The following is a 19209-nucleotide window of genomic DNA, read 5'->3' as shown; positions in this document are numbered from 1 at the left end:
TAAATAGAACAGGTGTGGAACAAGCATGACCGATTGGCAAACCGCTTTAGCTGAAATAAAACGAGGTACGGATGAAATCCTGCCCGAAGAAGCGTTAATTGAAAAACTCAAATCTGGCAAAACGCTCACAATCAAAGCTGGTTTCGACCCAACCGCGCCCGATTTACACCTGGGTCATACGGTACTGATCAACAAACTGCGCACCTTTCAGCAATTAGGCCACAACGTGGTGTTCCTGATCGGTGACTTCACTGGTCTTATTGGCGATCCTACCGGTAAAAATGTGACACGCAAGCCTTTAAGCAAAGAACAGGTATTGGAAAACGCTAAAACGTATCAGGAACAAGTATTCAAAATTCTTGATAAAGAGAAGACGCAAATAAGATTTAACTCAGAGTGGATGGACGCCCTTGGTGCCGCAGGGATGATTAAACTCGCCGCCAGCCAAACCGTAGCGCGTATGCTGGAACGGGACGACTTTAAAAAGCGGTACAGCAACGGTCAGCCTATTGCGATTCACGAATTCTTGTATCCGCTGGTTCAGGGGTACGACTCCGTCGCATTGAAATCTGATGTTGAATTAGGTGGAACGGATCAGCGGTTCAACCTGCTTATGGGCCGGGAGTTACAAAAGGAAAATGGGCAAAGCCAACAGGCAATCGTGTTGGTGCCCTTGCTTGAAGGCCTCGATGGCGTTCAAAAAATGTCTAAATCGCTGAACAATTACATCGGTATTACTGATGCGCCAAACGATATGTTTGGCAAGATTATGTCAATTTCAGACGACCTCATGTGGCGTTACTATGATCTTTTGAGCTTCCGACCTTTGGCGGATATTGCAGAATTGAAAGCCAGGGTGGACGCTGGTGGGAACCCCCGTGACATTAAAATCGAACTGGCCAAGGAAATTATTGCCCGTTTTCACGATGATGCCGCTGCTGAGGCTGCCCATCAGGACTTTATCCAGCGCTTTCAGAAAAACGCCATTCCTGATGACATGCCAGAGGTAACTATCTCACTTGGGACGGAAGGGCTGGCTATTGGTAACCTGCTCAAAGAAGCGGGGCTGGTGGCATCAACATCTGACGCTATGCGCATGATAAAACAGGGTGCTGTAAAAATAGACGGTGAAAAAGTTGAAGATACCCGATTGACCCTAACTGAATCGGGTGAAGCTGTATATCAGGTAGGTAAACGTAAGTTCGCGAGAATTACGCTTACTGGGTAATTTTTAACTTTCAATTTTAAAACGCCCGTTATTAAAGCGGGCATTTTTTTGGGGGGTTATTGGGAACTCCGTGTAGGCTTGGACGCCATGGTAAGCAAGCCCTTTTCTAGTCACTATTTGATCTTAATAAATTAGAAAGTCAACAGCATCTCAGCGCCTTCACATTCACAATAACCGGGGCAGACTGGACAATCATATCCTTCGTGAAGTGAGGCATGACGCCATTTACCTGGGTGCTTGGCGATGAGTTCTCCGCCGTTTTTACTAAAATATCGAAATGCACTGTTGCCGGGGCTGGCCAGCCAGATGTGCGCCAGTCCGGCCTGAGCCCCTTGTGCTATGGCCTGCTTCTTCGCCAAATCTAGCAGGGTAGTGCCAATACCACAGCCCTGTAATTTGTCGTCCACAGTATTGCACTTAAAGTAGCAAACCCGAGTCGTTTCCACCGGCCATTTTTCAGGAGAACACCATTGGTCAATCTGCCATTGGGAATGGGCAAATGTTAAGCGAAAGCCGACAATCTCATGTTCATATATTGCTACAAAGCTAGCATTGATATCGTTATGCCAGCCTTGCTTATACATAGCCTGAAGCGAGATTTTGGATAGATAGCCTTCTCCCTGAATGCGGTTACCTAAGTCAAGTACACCCTCGAAATGTTCTGGTGACAAAGTAGTGTAGGAAATATCGCTTGCTTTGGGTTTATTTGTCATTGTGTTTAATACCATCGAGATGGAAATCAAGGGCTTCAACAGAGATAAGAATCTCCCGCACTGACATCCAAAGGGAATACATCAGACACACCAGGCTGGAGGCGAAAATCCAGTTACCTGCTACCTGATACGTCAGGTAAATCGCCAGCATTGACAGCACACAAAGAAAAAAGCTTACTACACCGGCAATTTGCATTCGCTTGATGAAAAGGATTCGTTGGCGCAGATTACGGATTTGCGCTTCTGTGTTTTCGTCACGATTTTCCCGTGCGAAATTCCTAATTATGGTCGCCAGTGTCAAAAAGCGATTGGTGTAAGCCAGAAGCAGTAGAGATATGGCCGGGAACAGCATGGCCGGCGTTGCGATATCGATTTGCATAGTAACTTATCAGTTTAGGATCAAAGCGTGAAATAGTAACAGTTTAGTGGTATCAGTGCATTAGGGAGAGCAATCCAAAGGACTACATTTTACTTATTGGCAGGCCCGCTTCAGTCCAGCCCATAATGTCACCTTCTAAATGTGTCACTTTTAGAAACTGTTTTTGCTCAAGCATTTGCATAGCAATAGTCGCGCGTCTGCCTGAACGGCAATAAATAATGATTGGCTTATTTTTGGCGTCGTTAAGCTGCTCTACGAAACCATTGATTTCTTTGTGAGGCATGTTGATTGCGCCCGGTATGTGACCCTGCTCATATTCTTCTGGCGTTCGCACATCAATGAGCAGCCATTCGTCTGCCTTCACTTTTTCTAGTAAGAAGGGGGTAGCTTCTACTGATGGGAAGCTTTCGGCTTCAGCCGGATAGTAAAAGCTCCCTAGCAGTGCTACTGCGGCCAGTATGAATGTGGCAACTAATAATTTTCGCATAGCGCTTTCCGTTTGGTTAATGCACTGGCAGTTATACGGATTGCCAGAGAAATTAGCACAATATATTGGTTAAACTCTGCTCGCCAAGCTCTTGGCGTTAACGTGTGGTTTATAACTACTGATTGAGCATCACTGTAAATGAATATTGTAAATTATTGCTCTGACCAGTCGTACTTTTTTTAAATGGTTAAGTTCGGCATGTTACGAAAAACGTGGATTAGGGTTAAACAGAGAAGACTCAACCCACATAAAAGCAGAATCGCCCGCGTTATCGCTCGACGGCAATAGACGAGGTCGGAAAATCTGACCTCCCGATTACCACCAACTCGGGTGTAGCGAATCATATTATCTGCATACATAGCAGGGCCCCCTAATTTTACGCCAAGTCCTCCACCGGAGAGGGCTAAGAGCCAGGAGGTGGTATCTTTAAGCTCACATCGCTTCCACGCTTTGATGCTGTTAATTGGATGTGTGACCAGAGAAAATAAAATTGCCCCAATAAATGCCGGCAGTAAAGCCATTAATCGGCACGTCCGGCGCACAGGAATAGCAAACCAATAATAACCGGGACGTCGCCAATGCCATTGCCAGGTAAAAACAAGCAACAAACGAAACAGCAGAGCTACAACTGGACCACCGATAAGGAACCAGACAACGACGCCACAGAATTGATAATAAAAACGCAGCAGATAACTTTCCATGGCAGCCTTGGCAACCCCAATGTCTGATAAACGGTTACAATCTCTAGCGACCATATTGCTAACCGCTTCCCGGGCTAATACTTTCTTGCCCTTTTGAAGCGCTGTCACCACCTGATTATACCGCCACCGTACGCCAGCGAAATCCAATGCAGAAATAAGGATAATTGCTTCGAAAAATAGGGGGTACTCGGCCATATTAACCAGTAGCGCCAACAACACAATGAACGGAACAATAAGGACTATTGCCCCGAGCGCGCCAGATAACTTGTGTTGTGATATCGGCTCAGGATCTTTTGGACGAACCTTTTTCGCCATGCCGTCTGCCAGAAGACGAAATAGCGTTAAGGGATGATACTTCTCCGGCCAACGCCAAAGACTACCAGCGGCAATGGCGACGAGTAATGTCGCAAGAAGCTGCATAGCATCACTGTTGACGACGTTTTCCATAAGGGGTTGCCTGAGCTTGAATACGAGTTAAACCAGTCGGGCAATCATCTCCATGACCAACTCAGCAGAATGCTTAGCTGCCGTTTCAAGGTATTCCTGAAATGATACGGTTGATGTTTTTCCGGCTATATCAGACAGCGAACGGATCACCAGAAATGGAGTGGAAAGCATAAAGCATGTTTGTCCTATGGCGGCACCTTCCATTTCAACCGCTTTCATGGCAGGGAAGGTCGCTTTAATTTTTTCAGCTGCGTCATCTGAACCCACGAAAGAGTCACCTGTACAAATCATTCCCTGGGTGTGCTTGGCGTGACCAATGGCACTAGTGGCTGCTGCAGCAGCTTCGATGAGGCGAGCATCGCAATCGTACTGAGCGGGCATGCCTGCGCACTGACCCATTTCATAACCGAAGTGGGTAATATCCACATCGTGATACTTTACGGCAGAACCGATAACAAGATCGCCTATGTCCAGGTCAGGATCAAAACCGCCGGCTGAACCCGTATTGACAACGAAATTCGGAGAAAACTGCTCTATTAGCGCGGTGGTCGCTATCGCTGAGGCGACTTTGCCAATTCCGCACTTTACCAGCACCACATCTGCTCCGTGTAAAGTGCCGGTATAAAACGTCAGGTGTTTCCATTGGTGGGTTTCACTATTGGTTAGAGAAGCCTTGAGTAGTTCGACTTCTTGATCCATAGCGCCCAAAATACCAATTTTCATAATGTCATCCACAATGGGTACGCGCATCCTGTAAGCGTTGATGCGGTAAATTTAACTGTATAGCTAATGGTAATATGAAAGACGGCAAACTGACAGAATTTGCAAGAAAATAGACCAATAACGTTGGGGGACGTTATTGGTCTTAAGCGCCCGGAGGCAAAAAATCTCGATTTAGGCAGCTGCGCGACTTGACCGCAACGGACGCGTTGGACGTTTGGGCGGGGCCGGATTGTGAATGGGTGCTTGTGCTAAACGCTGTTGCTTACGACGGTAAACGACGAGTTTGGACTCGATACACTCGCGGATTTCCTCCAGACTGTAACCCGTCTTCACTTTGATTCTGGCATGTGGCAAACCTGCCGCGTCCAAGGCGCCGGAGACAAAGAAATCCCGTTGAGATTTATACTTGTTTTTACCATCGTTATAAACCAAATCAATGGCCATGATGGGCGTCATGTCCTCTTTATCGCACAGCACGAAATCAAGTTGTTTAGACGATGCACGAGCCATTGCAGAGGTTGCTTGTTTCTTTCCTGCTTTTGCCCGTACAGCCAAAACGTCACTGAGTCGCACACGACAAACAATGCGAAACTCCCGACCCACCGCTTGTTCGATAAGCTTGAGAAAGTTGTGCTCGACAGGTGTGAACAATTGCGGTTTGCTTCTAAACGGAAAGCTAACGCCACTGTCTGACAATTTCATGGCACCTAAAGCCACAACGATAAGTAACATCATCAATATGATTGCTAATTCCATAATTCCCCCTCGCCAATACTCACGAATGCGTCAAAAAACTGACAATGTAAGTGTCAGAAAACTGTTGTGAAAGGAAAATTGCAAAGCAAATGCCAAGTCTACGCAGTACGACGTAAAACTAGCGGCTTATCATAATTAGTGAGTGAAAAGTGAGGCCTACCTTGCCGTGGTAATCATCATGTCTACCTGAGAGCCGCCGTTGTCTGGCGAAATGATCACTCTCACAGTATTATTATCTGCAGTTAGTAATGTTCTTCCCTGTACCGTGCTACGTACTTCCAACCCCGGATACGCATCGCGATAGTGGGCAACAAGATTTTGTTGTGAATCGTTTGAGTAAAAAACCATAGTGGCCGGGTAAGTCGCGTCAAACCGCTGACAAAGAGAGGCGTTAGAGGGCATTGATACAGTATGAAAATTGCTCGGACACGACTGAGTAGTGGCTGACGAGGCAAGCAGGGTGGGAGAGTATGCAGCTAACGTGATGCCCATTACACAAACGAAATTTAACGTTTTCATGTTTTTGCCCTACTTAAGGTGATGACGTGTCTGAAAGTTATACTTCAATATAACTATATCAAGATGGCTGAAGTCAACAACCCTTCTTAGGTATAGATTTTAATATGCGAGTATCCATAAAAAAGCCGTGTAAATTGATTTACACGGCTTTTAGAAAGTTCAGAGTAACGGTTAAACGTTCAGGTAATCCATGATCCCTTCGGCAGCTTTTCTGCCTTCGTCGATAGCGGTTACCACTAAGTCACTACCTCGCACCATATCACCACCGGCAAAAATTTGTGGATTAGATGTCTGGTAAGCAAACTTGCCTTTTGCAGGTGCTCTTACACGGCCTTTTTCATCGAGTATAATGCCATAGTCTGCAAACCAACTGGCTGGACTTGGTTGGAAACCAAAAGCGATGATGACCGCGTCAGCCTCAAGCACGTGTTCTGAACCTTCCACTTCTACAGGACGACGGCGACCATTGACATCAGGTGGTCCCATTTCTGTTTTCACCAGTTTTACGCCTGCGGCATGACCGTTATCATCTAATGCAATATCTAAAGGTTGGAGATTAAACATAAACTCAACCCCTTCTTCTTTTGCATTGACAACTTCCCGGCGAGAACCGGGCATACTTTCTTCATCGCGGCGGTAAGCACAAATCACTCGTTTTGCACCCTGTCGAATAGATGTACGAACACAGTCCATGGTGGTGTCACCACCCCCAAGTACGACAACGGTCTTGCCTTTCATATCAACGAAATCAGCAGGGTCTTTCTCAAGCCCCATAACCCGGTTTGTATTGGCGATAAGGAAAGGTAAGGCATCGAAAACACCTTCGACGTGTTCATTGTCAAATCCGCCTTGCATGGACTTATATGTTCCCATGCCCAGGAATACCGCATCGTAGTCGTCCAGCAGTGTCTGGAAGTCTACGTCTTTGCCTATTTCTGTATTGAGTACAAACTCCACACCCATTTCGGTGAAAATATCACGACGGCGAGTAATTACCTCTTTTTCCAGCTTGAACGATGGAATGCCGAACGTGAGCAAGCCGCCAATTTCCTCGTACTTATCAAATACGACGGGCTTGACGCCGTTGCGAACAAGCACGTCTGCGCAAGCCAATCCGGCAGGGCCCGCACCAACAATAGCGACTTTTTTGTTTGTCCACTCAACGTCAGACATATCCGGACGCCAGCCCATTTTGAAAGCCGTGTCAGTGATGTACTTTTCAATGCTGCCAATAGTGACCGCACCGAACTCGTCATTTAGTGTACAAGCGCCTTCACAGAGACGATCCTGAGGACAAACCCGGCCGCACACTTCTGGCAGACTGTTTGTCTTATGTGACAGTTCAGCGGCTTCCAATATACGGCCTTCATTGGCTAGTGCAAGCCATTGAGGGATGTAGTTATGAACCGGACATTTCCACTCACAGTAAGGGTTACCGCAGTCCAGGCAGCGATCTGCCTGTCCTTCAGTCTGAGATTGCGTTAACGGTTGATAAATTTCAGCGAACTCACCTTTGCGCACCATGATAGGTTTCTTAGGCGGATCAATCCGTTCAACATCAACAAATTGGTATACATTTTTAGCCATTATTTCACCTACCTCTCGTTATTGTGCCTGGATCCGCAGCTCGTCACTTGAGCGGCTGATATGACCCAATAAGTTTTTCACTTCACTGGTTTTCGGTTTAATCAACTTAAAGCGTTTCAGTGATTCGGCGAAATTCGTGAGTAATGACAAAGAATGCTCACTGCCGGTTTCTTCGTAATGTTGATTGATCAGACCTCGCAAGTGTTCTACAAGAATCACTTTATCGCCGATGTCCATTACTTCAACCAGCTCCGGATTTACCCGGTTGTCCAAGTCGTTGTCCTCGTCATATAAGTAAGCAAACCCACCGGTCATTCCTGCACCAAAGTTCACGCCCACGCTACCCAGAACTGCAACAATACCACCCGTCATGTATTCACAACCGTTGTCACCAATTCCTTCAACAACGGCAGTGACGCCAGAGTTACGCACTGCAAAGCGCTCACCTGCACGGCCAGCGGCAAACAGTTTTCCGCCAGTAGCACCGTACAAGCAAGTATTACCCATGATGGCACTATTGTGGGCATCGAAATTGATATTTTTAGGCGGATAGATTACCAATTTACCACCTGTCATACCTTTGCCCACATAGTCGTTAGCGTCGCCTTCTATGCGCATGTGAAGACCACCGGCGTTCCATACGCCGAAGCTTTGACCGGCAGTACCGGTAAACTGCACCTCAACGGGCATGTCTTCCATGTCATGGTTACCGTGATGCTTAGCAATTTCCCCTGACAAGAGTGCGCCAACAGAGCGATCTGTATTGCGAATTGGATAACTCAGTCTGATGCCTCGTCCTTCCCGAACCGCTTTCTGAGCATCTTTCAGTAACTGCGCGTTCAACTCACCTTTATCCATAGGCTGGTTAGTCGTTTCAGAGCAGAATAAGCGCGTGTGTTCGCCTTCTTTTGGTGTGACCAGAAGGGGCGACAAATCCAATTTGTTTTGTTTGGCAGTGATACCATCTATCACTTTGAGCAAATCAGTACGGCCTACCAGCTCGTCGAACCTGCGTACGCCCAGCGCGGCCATTATTTCCCGCACTTCCTGCGCAATGAACTTAAAGTAGTTCATAACCATTTCTGGTAAACCGATGAAATGATCGTCACGCAGTTTTTGATCTTGTGTTGCTACACCAGTAGCACAGTTATTCAAGTGGCAAATTCGCAGATATTTACACCCTAATGCCACCATGGGGCCCGTGCCGAAGCCAAAGCTTTCTGCTCCCAGACAAGCAGCTTTAATCACGTCCAGACCAGTCTTCAGACCACCATCGGTTTGCACCCGGACTTTGTGACGTAAGCCGTTCTCGATCAATGCCTGCTGTGTTTCTGCCAGGCCTAATTCGAAAGGACTTCCCGCGTATTTTACTGAAGTTAACGGGCTTGCACCCGTGCCGCCGTCATAGCCTGATATGGTAATGAGGTCTGCGTAGGCCTTAGCAACACCAGTGGCGATGGTGCCTACACCGGGCTCAGATACCAGCTTCACTGAAATCAGGGCAGACGGATTGACTTGTTTGAGGTCAAAAATAAGCTGCGCCAAGTCTTCAATTGAATATATATCGTGGTGTGGCGGTGGTGAAATTAAGGTTACTCCGGGTACAGAGAACCGCAATTGCGCAATGTATTTATTTACTTTGTCGCCAGGTAACTGACCACCTTCACCGGGTTTCGCTCCTTGGGCTACCTTGATTTGAATGACATTTGCATTCACCAGGTAATGGGGTGTAACGCCGAAGCGTCCCGACGCAACCTGTTTGATTTTAGAATTTTTCTCTGTGCCAAAACGAGAGGGGTGTTCACCACCTTCTCCCGAGTTCGACTGGCCGCCTAAGCGGTTCATAGCAATAGCCAGCGCCTCGTGAGCTTCAGGGCTTAACGCACCGATAGACATGGCGGCTGTGTCGAAACGGGGGAAGAGGTTCTCCGCGCCTTCCACTTCGCTAATATCTATGGCGTCGTTTGACGATTCCAGAGCAAGCAAATCACGGAAGTGAGAGGGAGAGCGCTCATTCACGTGCTTTGCATAAATTTGGTAGTCTGCGTAATCACCAGATACCACTGCGGTTTGAAGCGTTTTCACCACGTCAGGATTGTATGCGTGATATTCGCCATCGTGAACGTATTTCAGTAAACCGCCATGAGACAGAGGTTTCCGTTTCAGCCATGCTACCCGCGTAAGGTTGATGGCATCCTGCTCAAAATCGTCGAATCCGGCACCTTGAATGCGGGAGGTGACACCTTTAAAGCACAAATCCATCACGGCTTTGTTGATACCTATGGCTTCAAACAACTTGGCGGAACGGTAACTAGCTACCGTACTGATGCCCATTTTGGACATGATTTTATACAAGCCCTTATTGATACCTTTGCGGTAGTTTAGCACTGCATCGGTAACCGAGCAGCTCAGCTCGCCTTTTTCACACAACTGTTCAATGGTTTCATAGGCCAGGTAAGGATAAACCGCTGTGGCCCCTAGACCAATGAGTACGGCAAAGTGGTGAGGGTCACGCGCACTACCGGTTTCCACCACGATGTTTGCATCACAGCGCAGTTTGTTCTCAACCAGTCTGCGGTGAACCGCACCCGTTGCCATCGCTGCCGGGATAGTCAGTCTGTCTTTCTTAATGTTTCTGTCAGACAGGATCACAAATGCAGCGCGTTTCTGTTTTACAAGGTATTCAACTTCGTTGCAGATACGCTCTATTGCTTTGCGAAGACCTTCTTCCTGTTTGTACTGTAACTCTACTTTTTCTGAGTAATAGTGCTCAGGGTTAAACTCTCGCAGTTGCTTTAAGTCGGTATACACCAACACCGGAGAATTAAATAATACCCGGTTGGCGTAGCCTGAAGTTTCACTAAATACGTTTTGTTCCCGCCCGATACACGTTGCCAGTGACATCACGTGATTTTCCCGCAATGGATCGATAGGCGGGTTCGTTACCTGGGCAAATTGCTGACGGAAATAGTCATAAATGGTACGGGATTTTGACGACAACACGGCCATCGGGGTATCGTCACCCATTGAGCCAACCGCTTCCTGACCATCTTTGGCCAGCACTTTAACCACTTGCTGAATTTCTTCATAGCTGTAGTTAAAGAGCTTGTGGTAAACAGCAATCGTGTCGTCATTAAACACGCGCTTGCCAAGTTCGGAAGAATCGACTTCTTCAATGGGGGCTAGGCGTCGGATATGTTTTTCCAACCATTCTTTGTATGGGTGGCGGTCTTTTAAATCAGCATCAATTTCATTGGAGCGCCAGATCTTACCGTTATAGGTATCAACCGCGAGCATTTCGCCCGGACCAACGCGGCCTTTTTCAACCACATCGCTTTCGTTGTAATCCCAGATCCCCACTTCTGAAGCCAGGGTAATAAAGCCATTTTTGGTGATGACATAACGAGCCGGGCGCAAGCCGTTGCGGTCAAGGTTACACGCAACGTGTCTACCGTTGGTCATAACAATACCTGCCGGGCCATCCCAGGGTTCCATGTGCATGGAGTTAAACTCGTAAAATGCACGAAGATCGTCGTCCATGGTGGCGTTGTTCTGATACGCAGGCGGAACGAGCAGACGCATGGCGCGGAACAAATCCATACCACCGGCAAGGAAAAGTTCTAGCATATTATCTAAAGACGATGAATCTGAACCCTCTGTATTTACAAAAGGTGCTGCGTCTTTTAGATCAGGGATGAGCGGTGTGGCAAATTTGCCGGAGCGGGCCATTGCCCAATCGCGGTTACCTTTAATGGTGTTGATTTCACCATTGTGAGCTAAGAAGCGGAAAGGTTGAGCCAAAGGCCATTTAGGTAAGGTGTTTGTAGAAAAGCGCTGGTGGAATACGCAAATCGCACTCTTCAAGCGCTCGTCGGCCAGATCGGCATAAAACGCAGGTAGGTCACGGGGCATGACCAAGCCTTTGTAGATCGTAACCAAACCTGAGAGGCAGGCTACGTAAAAATCCGGGTCGGTTTCTAGACGCTTCTCAGCACGTCGGCGAACCATATATAGGCGGCGTTCCAAATCACGCTTGCGCCAGCCTGCCGGCGCGTTTACGAAAACCTGCTCGATTTGGGGCACACCTGTAAGGGCAAGTTCACCAAGAACACTACGGTCGACTGGCACTTCACGCCAACCCACCACTGTTAATGTTTCTTTTTCCAGCTCTTCGTTTAGTACGTCTCGGGCTTTTTGTGCCAAGGTATCGTTCTGACTTAGGAAAATCATGCCTACAGCATACTTTTTACTAAGCTTCCAACCCTGTTCTTCAGCTATCTCACGAAAAAAAGCGTCTGGTTTTTGCAATAGCAATCCACAGCCATCGCCTGTTTTACCATCAGCAGCAATACCACCACGATGCTGCATTCGGTCCAGGCCCTGAATTGCAGTTTCTACCAGCACATGACTGGCCTCCCCGTGAGTGTGGGCGATGAGACCAAAGCCACAGTTATCCCGGGAATCGTTGGGATTATATAAACTCATCTTAAAAAAACTCCTTCAACCTTCGACTGGGCAAGGTATCTGCCGGATCGCCGCCAGTATATGGGACGCATCACAAACGTTCTTGTGACGTTCAATTGAACGCCTGATTATTTGATTTTTTATTATTAGAAAATGCCAGTCGCTAACCGCATTTTTATGCACTATTGCACCGCGGGCCGTACAAAATACATACATTGCTTTGCAAAAGCAAATGATAAAAAGCGAAGGCGACAATTCTTCCGGGTATTCTTATTATATTGTTATATTTATCAGTGTCTTAAATAAAAATTAAAGATGTGCGAATTTTGTTCGTTACGCTTAAAATTGGTTCAGTAGAATTTGTAAGCGCATTGCAAGTGACAATTCTATTTTGCACATAATGAATAAACATTCGGTATGTTTGCGTATTTATTAGGAATATCGGGCATGAAGTGAATGTTTATTTTACTTGTTTTAAAAATATACAGGGGAGTTGTTGATAGTGCAAAGGTTTGCTTGTAAACGTACATATCAAAAATGTCGTTGTTGGGGAAAGGTCTGCACGTTTTAGTAATGTTCCGGGCGGTCACGCATAGGCGCATTATTTAAATACTGGTATTTACTAATTATGGCTAAGATTTTGCTTTATTTAAGGGGTAATCAGGTAACGCCACAAACCTGTGGCGCCTATTAGTAGCAAAACAAGGTGGGTAGAAGGCTTGATAGCCCCTTTGATGAAAATATAAATTTGGAGATAATATTATGTTTTACAGTATTTTAGATGAAGATGATATGGACGGCATTGCAGTGCCAGGGTACAACTAAATGCCCGGTGAACAGGTGGCTACCGGTTTAATTCATTTGACTGTACGCCGCCTTGCCCTTTTTTAGTGCAGCTGTGTAGCTAATTTACAACACCTTCCACCCTTCTACTGCGTTCTGCTTTCGGTATTTCCATGAAACTCAGTGGGCTTTGCCTGTCTGACGTGATATAAGTGCTACTAACTTAAGATTTTTATTTTTGTAGTTCGTTGCTATGCATCAAGATTCCCCAAACGACTCATGGGCAATTAGATTTGCTCAATTCATTAAGCGATTCGGCACGTTAAAGCTCAGTATCGTATTTATCGTTGTTACTCTCGTGTTTACCCTTGTTGGTTCATATGTCATACGTGTGGCACTGGGTTACGAAGTCCAGCCTGACGATTTTATCATCGCTGTGGTACTGACTTTAATGTCTGCGCCATGGGTCCTTTATTTTTTAAGTGAATTAGTCAAACAACTTGAAAATTCGCGTACCAATTTAAAGGAAGTCGTTAGCCAGCTTGAACACCTGCGAGAGGAAGATGTGTTTTTGAATCGCGAGTTGCAGAGTAACATCCGACAACTCAACCACGAGATGGAACAACGGCGTAAAGCCCAGGACGAACGGGAAGCAGTTTTTAAAGATCTGGAAAAAGAGATTGTCGAGAAATCGCACTCTGAGCAACAGGCACGACATCTATCAACCTTACTCCGGTCAATCATTGATGCTTCACCAGACCTCATTTATTACCGTAATGAAGAAGGGCGTTTTGCCGGCTGTAACCGTATTGCCGAGATGCTTACAGGTAAGACAGAAGAAGAGTTAGTCGGACTGACGTTGCACGATGTCTTCGAAGAGGATTTGGCCAGTCAGATTGTTGCGTCTGATCACGAAGTACTGGAAACCAACGCCAGTATGACAGAAGAGCTATGGTTGCGGTTTGCGGATGGGCGTCGGCGCTACTTCGAAATGAAACGGGTACCATTTTTCGACAACGAAGGTACGCGTTTGGGCTTGCTGGCATTCGGTCGCGATATGACTGAGAGAAAGCAAGCGGAAAATGCCGCTGCTAAGGCCAGTACTGATAAAACGCGTTTTATCGCTACCATCTCACACGAATTGAGAACGCCGCTCAATGGTATTGTGGGTCTGAGCCGGATGCTCAGAGATACAGACCTAACTGAAGAGCAATTTAGCTGGGTAAGTACTATTTATGCCAGTGCAATTACCCTGGGGAATATCTTCAACGACATTATCGACCTGGATAAGCTCGACAGGGACAAGCTTGAACTTAGCCTGAAAACAGTATCCCTGCGAGATTTCACCCAAGAGTTGGCGAGTATTATCCGCTTGTTGGCCGCAGATAAGTCATTGGAACTCATTACCAATATTGAAGAGCCTTTGCCTCAATTAGTTGAAGTTGACGGCACCCGTTTAAGACAAATTCTTTGGAATATATTGTTTAATGCGGTGAAGTTTACTCAAAAGGGCAATGTTAGTCTGAGCGTCTCAGCAACTGAACCTAAGGATGACATAACACTGGTAACTTATGTTATTGAAGATACCGGAGTAGGGATCCCCGACAGCGAAATCGAAAAAATCTTTGCCATGTATTATCAGGTCGACCACCCGGACCATCAGTCAGCCACAGGTACGGGAATAGGGTTGGCTATTTGTAAGCAAATGGTTGATTTGATGCATGGCGACATTCGTGTATCCAGTGAAGTAGGTCATGGTACTCGTTTTGAAATCGAGCTGCCGTTACAAATTTCTAAACGACCTATGCAAGTCTCGAAACTTCTAGTTACAGATTTAAATATTTTGCTGGTAGAAGATATTGAATTGAATGTTATGGTAGCAAAAGCGTTGCTTGAGAAGCTAGGTCAAACGGTAGACGTTGCGATGACCGGCCAGGAAGCGATCGACAAGGCACGGGAAAATCATTACGACCTCATTTTGCTGGATATTCAACTGCCCGATATGACTGGGTTTGACGTTGCAAATACCTTGCATGACGAAGATTTAGTTATGGGCACGCCCATGGTTGCGCTAACAGCAAACGTGATAAAGAAACGGGAAGAGTATTTGCAAAACGGCATGGATGACGTCATTGCCAAGCCGATAAAGAAAAGCCGTGTTATTGAAGTATTTAACAGTCTGTTTACTGAACCTGCTGCGCCACTTCATACTGAAGTGGAAAAGAAACCGAAAACTGACAATAGCAAAGCGCTGTCCAATATTCTGGATATGGAATTATTGCAAATGCTGGTCGATACCATTGGTGAAGATATGGTTCGCGCGAGCGTAAAAGTATTTCAGGAAAAAATGCCCGAATATATGGAAATTCTGCAGCTGAGTTTGAGCGCTGATGAGAAATCAGAAGTGTGTTCTCAAGCGCATAAAATTAAAGGTGCTGCTGGCTCTGTCGGTTTGGCAAGGGTACAAAGGATAGCGAATCAGATTCAGCAGGGCGATCATCCGGCGTGGTGGCAGAATGTACACGACTGGGTCGAAGAGCTACAAATGGCAGTAGGGCACGACATGAAGTCCTTACACGAATGGATTAACTCACAGATGATAGATGATTAGGGATGAACTATGGAAAGTGTGGCGTTTTCTAACCAACAAGTCCCATCGGGTAATCTACCTGCAATAGAAAATCAGGTTTTTGAACCCTTATCGCCCGCTTATCGAAAATTAAACCTAACGCTTACCGTGGTTATATTTGTTGGTCTGGCACTGCTCGTTTCTGCGATTCGTTTCCAACCATTCGCGGAACTGCCAGAACCACTTGTGTTTGCTTACCCGATTATTCTGGCTGTGATCTTAAGCATAGGTGTACTTTCATTTTTGTATCATTGGTTTGCCGACAAGCGTATTAACTACGCGTTAAGAGAGCAGGACTTGTCGTTACAAAAAGGGCTTTTTTTTCGCAGTCTTTCGTGTCAGCCAGTACTGCGGATCCAACACATTGAACTCAAGCGCGGGCCTCTGGAACGCATGGCTGGACTGGCTAAGTTGCAGGTTTTCTCTGCCGGTGGCGCGGGCCATACCTTTGAGATACCTGGTCTTGGCGTGGCTGAGGCGCAAAAAATCAGGCAGTTCATTCTAGCCCACAAGGATATAGGCGCCCGTTAATGGACAACATTGAATCGACGGAGCAGACTGCTGACAGCAGCACCTGGAAACGGCTTTCCCCCATTGCCATTGCGTACTTTCTGGTGTCTAACATCATTCAGTTTGTGCGACAATTTATCGTCGTTATTTCAGCATTAGCCTATTCCGCTTCTACTGCAGACTTGCAGAGTACTGCCTATTTTGTGCCAGTCGTCAGTGTTTTACTTCTCTCCACCCTGGTCAGTGGTTTGACGAGCTATTGGTTTTATCAGTATCGCATTCGCGATCAGCACGTGGAAATTCGCTCTGGCGTATTCAAGCGCAGAAATATTAATTTGCCTTTCTGGCGAATTCAAAACGTGAAGATCTTGCGTCCATTTTATTACCGCATTACCGATTACGTTGTGATGGTTCTCGATACAGCCGGTTCTGCACAAGAAGAAGCTAAGATTGTAGCGGTTACATCCGGCTTTGCTCAGCAGCTCAAGCAGCAAATATTAGTGTCTTCATCCAAAGGAGAAAAAGCAGAGCAGGGGGATAAGCTAAGCCCATCTTCGACAGAAGCCAACAGTGATAGTCACTCTATTGATGAACAGGTGATTAATCGGCGCAGTTTGTCAGACTTGATATTACATGGTCTGACAAATAATCGCGTTTGGATCATCTTGGGTGCGTTAGCCCCGTTTTACGATGATATAGCTGGTGGATTTTACGATTATATCGACAAGCTGGGATTGTCGCTGGATGCTTTAGTTGTCACCGAGCATGTGGCATGGTGGCAGTTATCTTTGTATGTAATCACTATGATGATTCTTGTGCTGGCTATAATGGCATCTGTATCGGTAGTTGGCTCAGTTTTCACTTATTACAATTTCACGCTTAGTCGCACTGCAGACCGATATATCAGGCGCTCGGGCTTATTTTCCCAGCAAGAAGTCAGTATGCGTGAAAGCCGGGTACAGAAAGTTGCAATTAAGCAGGATTGGCTGGACTATCTTCTCGGGCGGGCAAATTTCTTTTTTGTACAGAATAAAACTGGTGAGAAGCAAGAGCAGGAACTTAGCGCTTCTCATAAAATGTTAGTGCCTTCCGTTACCGAACCAGAAGCCCGTTTTCTGGCAAATGATATAATGCCGGACAACGCTGTCTACGATGTAGAATATCGCCCTATCAGTATCCGTTTTGTCACTCGGTATTTTTTATTGGCAGTGGTCCCTCTTTTTATTCTGGCGACCCTGGTGGGTTTTCCGCGAGAAGGTATTGCTGTTTTACTGGTGAGTGTTCCTGCGGCAGTGCTCCTGCAGATCCTTATCTATTGGCGCTGGCGGCGGTGGGGTTACAGTATTGATAAACGCTACCTCTATGTGCGAAAAGGTATTGTCGGTATCGACAGATATTGCTTTGAACTGCACAAAGTACAACAGGTTGTCGTCACCCAAAGTCTATTAATGCAGCGCAGCAGTCTGGCTAATGTGCGTTTTGTACTGGCTAGCGGCGACGTGAGTATTCCGTTTCTTCCCCAGGAAGTTGCGTATTCACTGGCAAACAAAGCCTTGTGGGAGGTTGAAACTCAGCGACGTTCATGGATGTAGCCAGACTTTTGTGCTCGCTTAAAGCTGGGTGGGCTTAGCCTCTGTTTGCATCGTTAGCCAGTTGGTGGTGCGTTGAATCAGGCTTTTGTTAGCTCTGCTGAATAAGGGTAAATGAGAATCAAGCCAGGTTAAAAGAATTGTCTCATCAGCCTCATCGCTTGCCGCTGCAGCCATCCCTAATACAAATAAATCCGCCAAGGCAATGGTTTGCTCGGCGGCATTGGCTCTGCGAATTTCCTTTAAGTTAATAACACTAAGTGCATCTGATGAGAGTTCATCGGGAAGGTTTAGTCTTGCTATTTGACAAACCGTGCGTGCGACCTTTTCACCGAAGAACAGTTCTATTTCACTGATATCAGTGTATCTGTCGCGATGGGAACGCAGTAACCAGGCTACCGCAAGCATTTCCCGGTTATGAGGCAGTTTGCTGAGTTCTGCTGCCAGCGCTTTTGGCTGATCGACAAAACTCTCACCGGTGTGACGACGAAAATGACCAGCCAGTGCGTATTTCCGAGCAGTAAACAGCGCCGCCGATGATACGTAATCGTCTTCAACTAAAATGGTTTGCATGGTTCTTCCTCTGCCTGCAATGTACGATCTGCGTCTAGCCTGACGCTCATTGCTAGGGGGTGTTCAAAAACCGTGCCTGTTTTTCAGCCAGTTTTTTGACGTCTACCCAGCGTAACCGTCGGAAAATGCAGATAGTTTATCTAAATACGCCGCTTTCTCCGCTGCGCTGAGCCAGGAAACGGAAAAAGCGTTGGCCGCCAGTGTCAGAATTTCGTCCTTGCTGAACTGCCCTTCCTCTTGCAGCGCAATAAAGTTTTCATTTAAATAGGCGCGGAAGTAGGCAGGGTCATCGGAATTAATAGTGGCGAGCATGCCTTTCGAAAGCATGTCTTTAATTTCTAAAGATGTCAGCGATTGCACCACAAAGCGGTTAGACACCGGGCAAACTGTCAGACCTAGCTGGCGGGCTTTAATTTTTTCACACAGTGCATCAGATTCCAGCGCATTAACGCCATGGTCTATGCGGTCAACCTGAATCTCGTCTAGTACCTGACCAATATGTTCAAGGGTATTTTTTTGATTGACGTCACAGTGCATGGTGAGTTTTAGGCCCCATTCTCTGGCAAGGGCAAATACGTCTTTAAATTTTATGGGGGGATTATTGTATTCGTCGGAATCAAGGCCTACACCCACTAACCAATCTGTATACGGCTGCGCCATAAGCAGATGCTCCATTGCCGACTCAGCTGACATATCGCGGAGAAAACAGAGGATCAATTTTGACTCGATACCCAGTTTTTCCTTCGCGGCCTCCTGTGCCTTGTGAATACCAGTGATCACCGTATCGAATGCAACGCCACGGGTGGTATGGCCCTGAGGGTCAAAAAACAGTTCTGCATAGACAATATTTTGCGATGCTGCTTTTTCAAGATATGCCCATGTCAGGTCAAAAAAGTCTGACTCTTCCTGTAACACACTCATACCTGCGTAATAAATTTTTAGAAAAGAGGGCAGATCGTGAAAATCATAAGCCGCAATAAGCGCTTCGGGCGTCTCAAAGGGCAGGGAAATACCGTTTTTCTCTGCTAAAGAAAAACTAAGCTCGGGTTCTAATGTCCCTTCCAGGTGAACGTGCAATTCTGCTTTTGGCATATTTTCAATAAAGTCACGCATGATTTATG

15 protein-coding genes are annotated in these 19209 nt (G+C 46.4%); 4 read left to right on the top strand and 11 right to left on the bottom strand.

All coding sequences use genetic code 11. From position 1 onward, the window contains the following. Positions 1-25: 25 nt before the first annotated feature. Positions 26-1228 carry a tyrosine--tRNA ligase gene (gene tyrS, locus ACXACM_RS18380; RefSeq protein WP_474823566.1) on the top strand — a complete coding sequence of 401 codons (1203 nt, stop codon included), beginning with the start codon at positions 26-28 and terminating at the stop codon, positions 1226-1228. Positions 1229-1359: 131 nt separating this feature from the next. Here tyrS and ACXACM_RS18375 read toward each other — a convergent pair whose 3' ends face one another. From ACXACM_RS18375 to gltB, 9 genes are all read right to left on the bottom strand, one after another. Next, positions 1360-1941: a GNAT family N-acetyltransferase gene (locus ACXACM_RS18375; RefSeq protein WP_474823564.1), complete on the bottom strand. Its 582-nt coding sequence runs from the start codon at positions 1939-1941 to the stop codon at positions 1360-1362. After that, positions 1931-2320, bottom strand: coding sequence for a DUF2721 domain-containing protein (locus ACXACM_RS18370; protein WP_474823563.1), 390 nt, complete (start codon positions 2318-2320; stop codon positions 1931-1933). Before ACXACM_RS18370 ends, ACXACM_RS18375 begins: the two co-directional genes overlap by 11 nt. 82 nt (positions 2321-2402) lie before the next feature. Further along, a complete protein-coding gene (locus ACXACM_RS18365; RefSeq protein ID WP_474823562.1) occupies positions 2403-2807 on the bottom strand; it encodes a rhodanese-like domain-containing protein in 405 nt (134 codons plus the stop codon). Between the two features lie 179 nt (positions 2808-2986). After that, a complete protein-coding gene (locus tag ACXACM_RS18360; protein ID WP_474823561.1) occupies positions 2987-3955 on the bottom strand; it encodes a cobalamin biosynthesis protein CobD/CbiB in 969 nt (322 codons plus the stop codon). Positions 3956-3982: 27 nt separating this feature from the next. Next, on the bottom strand, positions 3983-4678 hold the full coding sequence (locus tag ACXACM_RS18355; protein WP_474823559.1) for a 5'-methylthioadenosine/adenosylhomocysteine nucleosidase: 696 nt from the start codon (positions 4676-4678) through the stop codon (positions 3983-3985). A gap of 171 nt (positions 4679-4849) precedes the next feature. Then, positions 4850-5434, bottom strand: a complete 585-nt coding sequence (locus ACXACM_RS18350; RefSeq protein ID WP_474823558.1) for a DUF2726 domain-containing protein — start codon at positions 5432-5434, stop codon at positions 4850-4852. A 156-nt stretch (positions 5435-5590) separates the two neighbouring features. Next, positions 5591-5953: a hypothetical protein gene (locus ACXACM_RS18345; protein WP_474823557.1), complete on the bottom strand. Its 363-nt coding sequence runs from the start codon at positions 5951-5953 to the stop codon at positions 5591-5593. 171 nt (positions 5954-6124) lie between these two features. Continuing rightward, complete coding sequence (locus tag ACXACM_RS18340) at positions 6125-7540, bottom strand: FAD-dependent oxidoreductase (protein WP_474823556.1); 1416 nt, start codon at positions 7538-7540, stop codon at positions 6125-6127. A gap of 18 nt (positions 7541-7558) precedes the next feature. Beyond that, positions 7559-12025 carry a glutamate synthase large subunit gene (gltB, locus tag ACXACM_RS18335; protein ID WP_474823554.1) on the bottom strand — a complete coding sequence of 1489 codons (4467 nt, stop codon included), beginning with the start codon at positions 12023-12025 and terminating at the stop codon, positions 7559-7561. Between the two features lie 1015 nt (positions 12026-13040). On the opposite strand from gltB, the gene arcB reads away from it, so the two are divergent. Genes arcB through ACXACM_RS18320 form a run of 3 tightly spaced genes read left to right on the top strand, consistent with a single transcriptional unit; the run spans position 13041 to position 17518 of the window. Then, positions 13041-15398 carry an aerobic respiration two-component sensor histidine kinase ArcB gene (gene arcB / locus ACXACM_RS18330; protein WP_474823553.1) on the top strand — a complete coding sequence of 786 codons (2358 nt, stop codon included), beginning with the start codon at positions 13041-13043 and terminating at the stop codon, positions 15396-15398. A 9-nt stretch (positions 15399-15407) separates the two neighbouring features. Beyond that, on the top strand, positions 15408-15947 hold the full coding sequence (locus tag ACXACM_RS18325; RefSeq protein WP_474823552.1) for a PH domain-containing protein: 540 nt from the start codon (positions 15408-15410) through the stop codon (positions 15945-15947). Further along, positions 15947-17518 (top strand): PH domain-containing protein, encoded by a 1572-nt coding sequence (locus tag ACXACM_RS18320; RefSeq protein ID WP_474823550.1) that lies wholly within the window; start codon positions 15947-15949, stop codon positions 17516-17518. The genes ACXACM_RS18325 and ACXACM_RS18320 overlap by 1 nt, the downstream gene beginning before the upstream one ends. An 18-nt stretch (positions 17519-17536) precedes the next feature. Here ACXACM_RS18320 and ACXACM_RS18315 read toward each other — a convergent pair whose 3' ends face one another. Then, positions 17537-18088: an HD domain-containing protein gene (locus tag ACXACM_RS18315; protein ID WP_474823549.1), complete on the bottom strand. Its 552-nt coding sequence runs from the start codon at positions 18086-18088 to the stop codon at positions 17537-17539. A 102-nt stretch (positions 18089-18190) separates the two neighbouring features. Then, positions 18191-19201 (bottom strand): adenosine deaminase, encoded by a 1011-nt coding sequence (gene add, locus ACXACM_RS18310; protein WP_474823548.1) that lies wholly within the window; start codon positions 19199-19201, stop codon positions 18191-18193. Positions 19202-19209: the final 8 nt, after the last annotated feature.

It is taken from the genome of Alteromonas sp. AWQ4_252 (assembly GCF_056158205.1).
The sequence above is the reverse complement of the archived record's forward strand: the minus strand, read 5'-3'. Positions and strand labels throughout refer to the sequence as shown.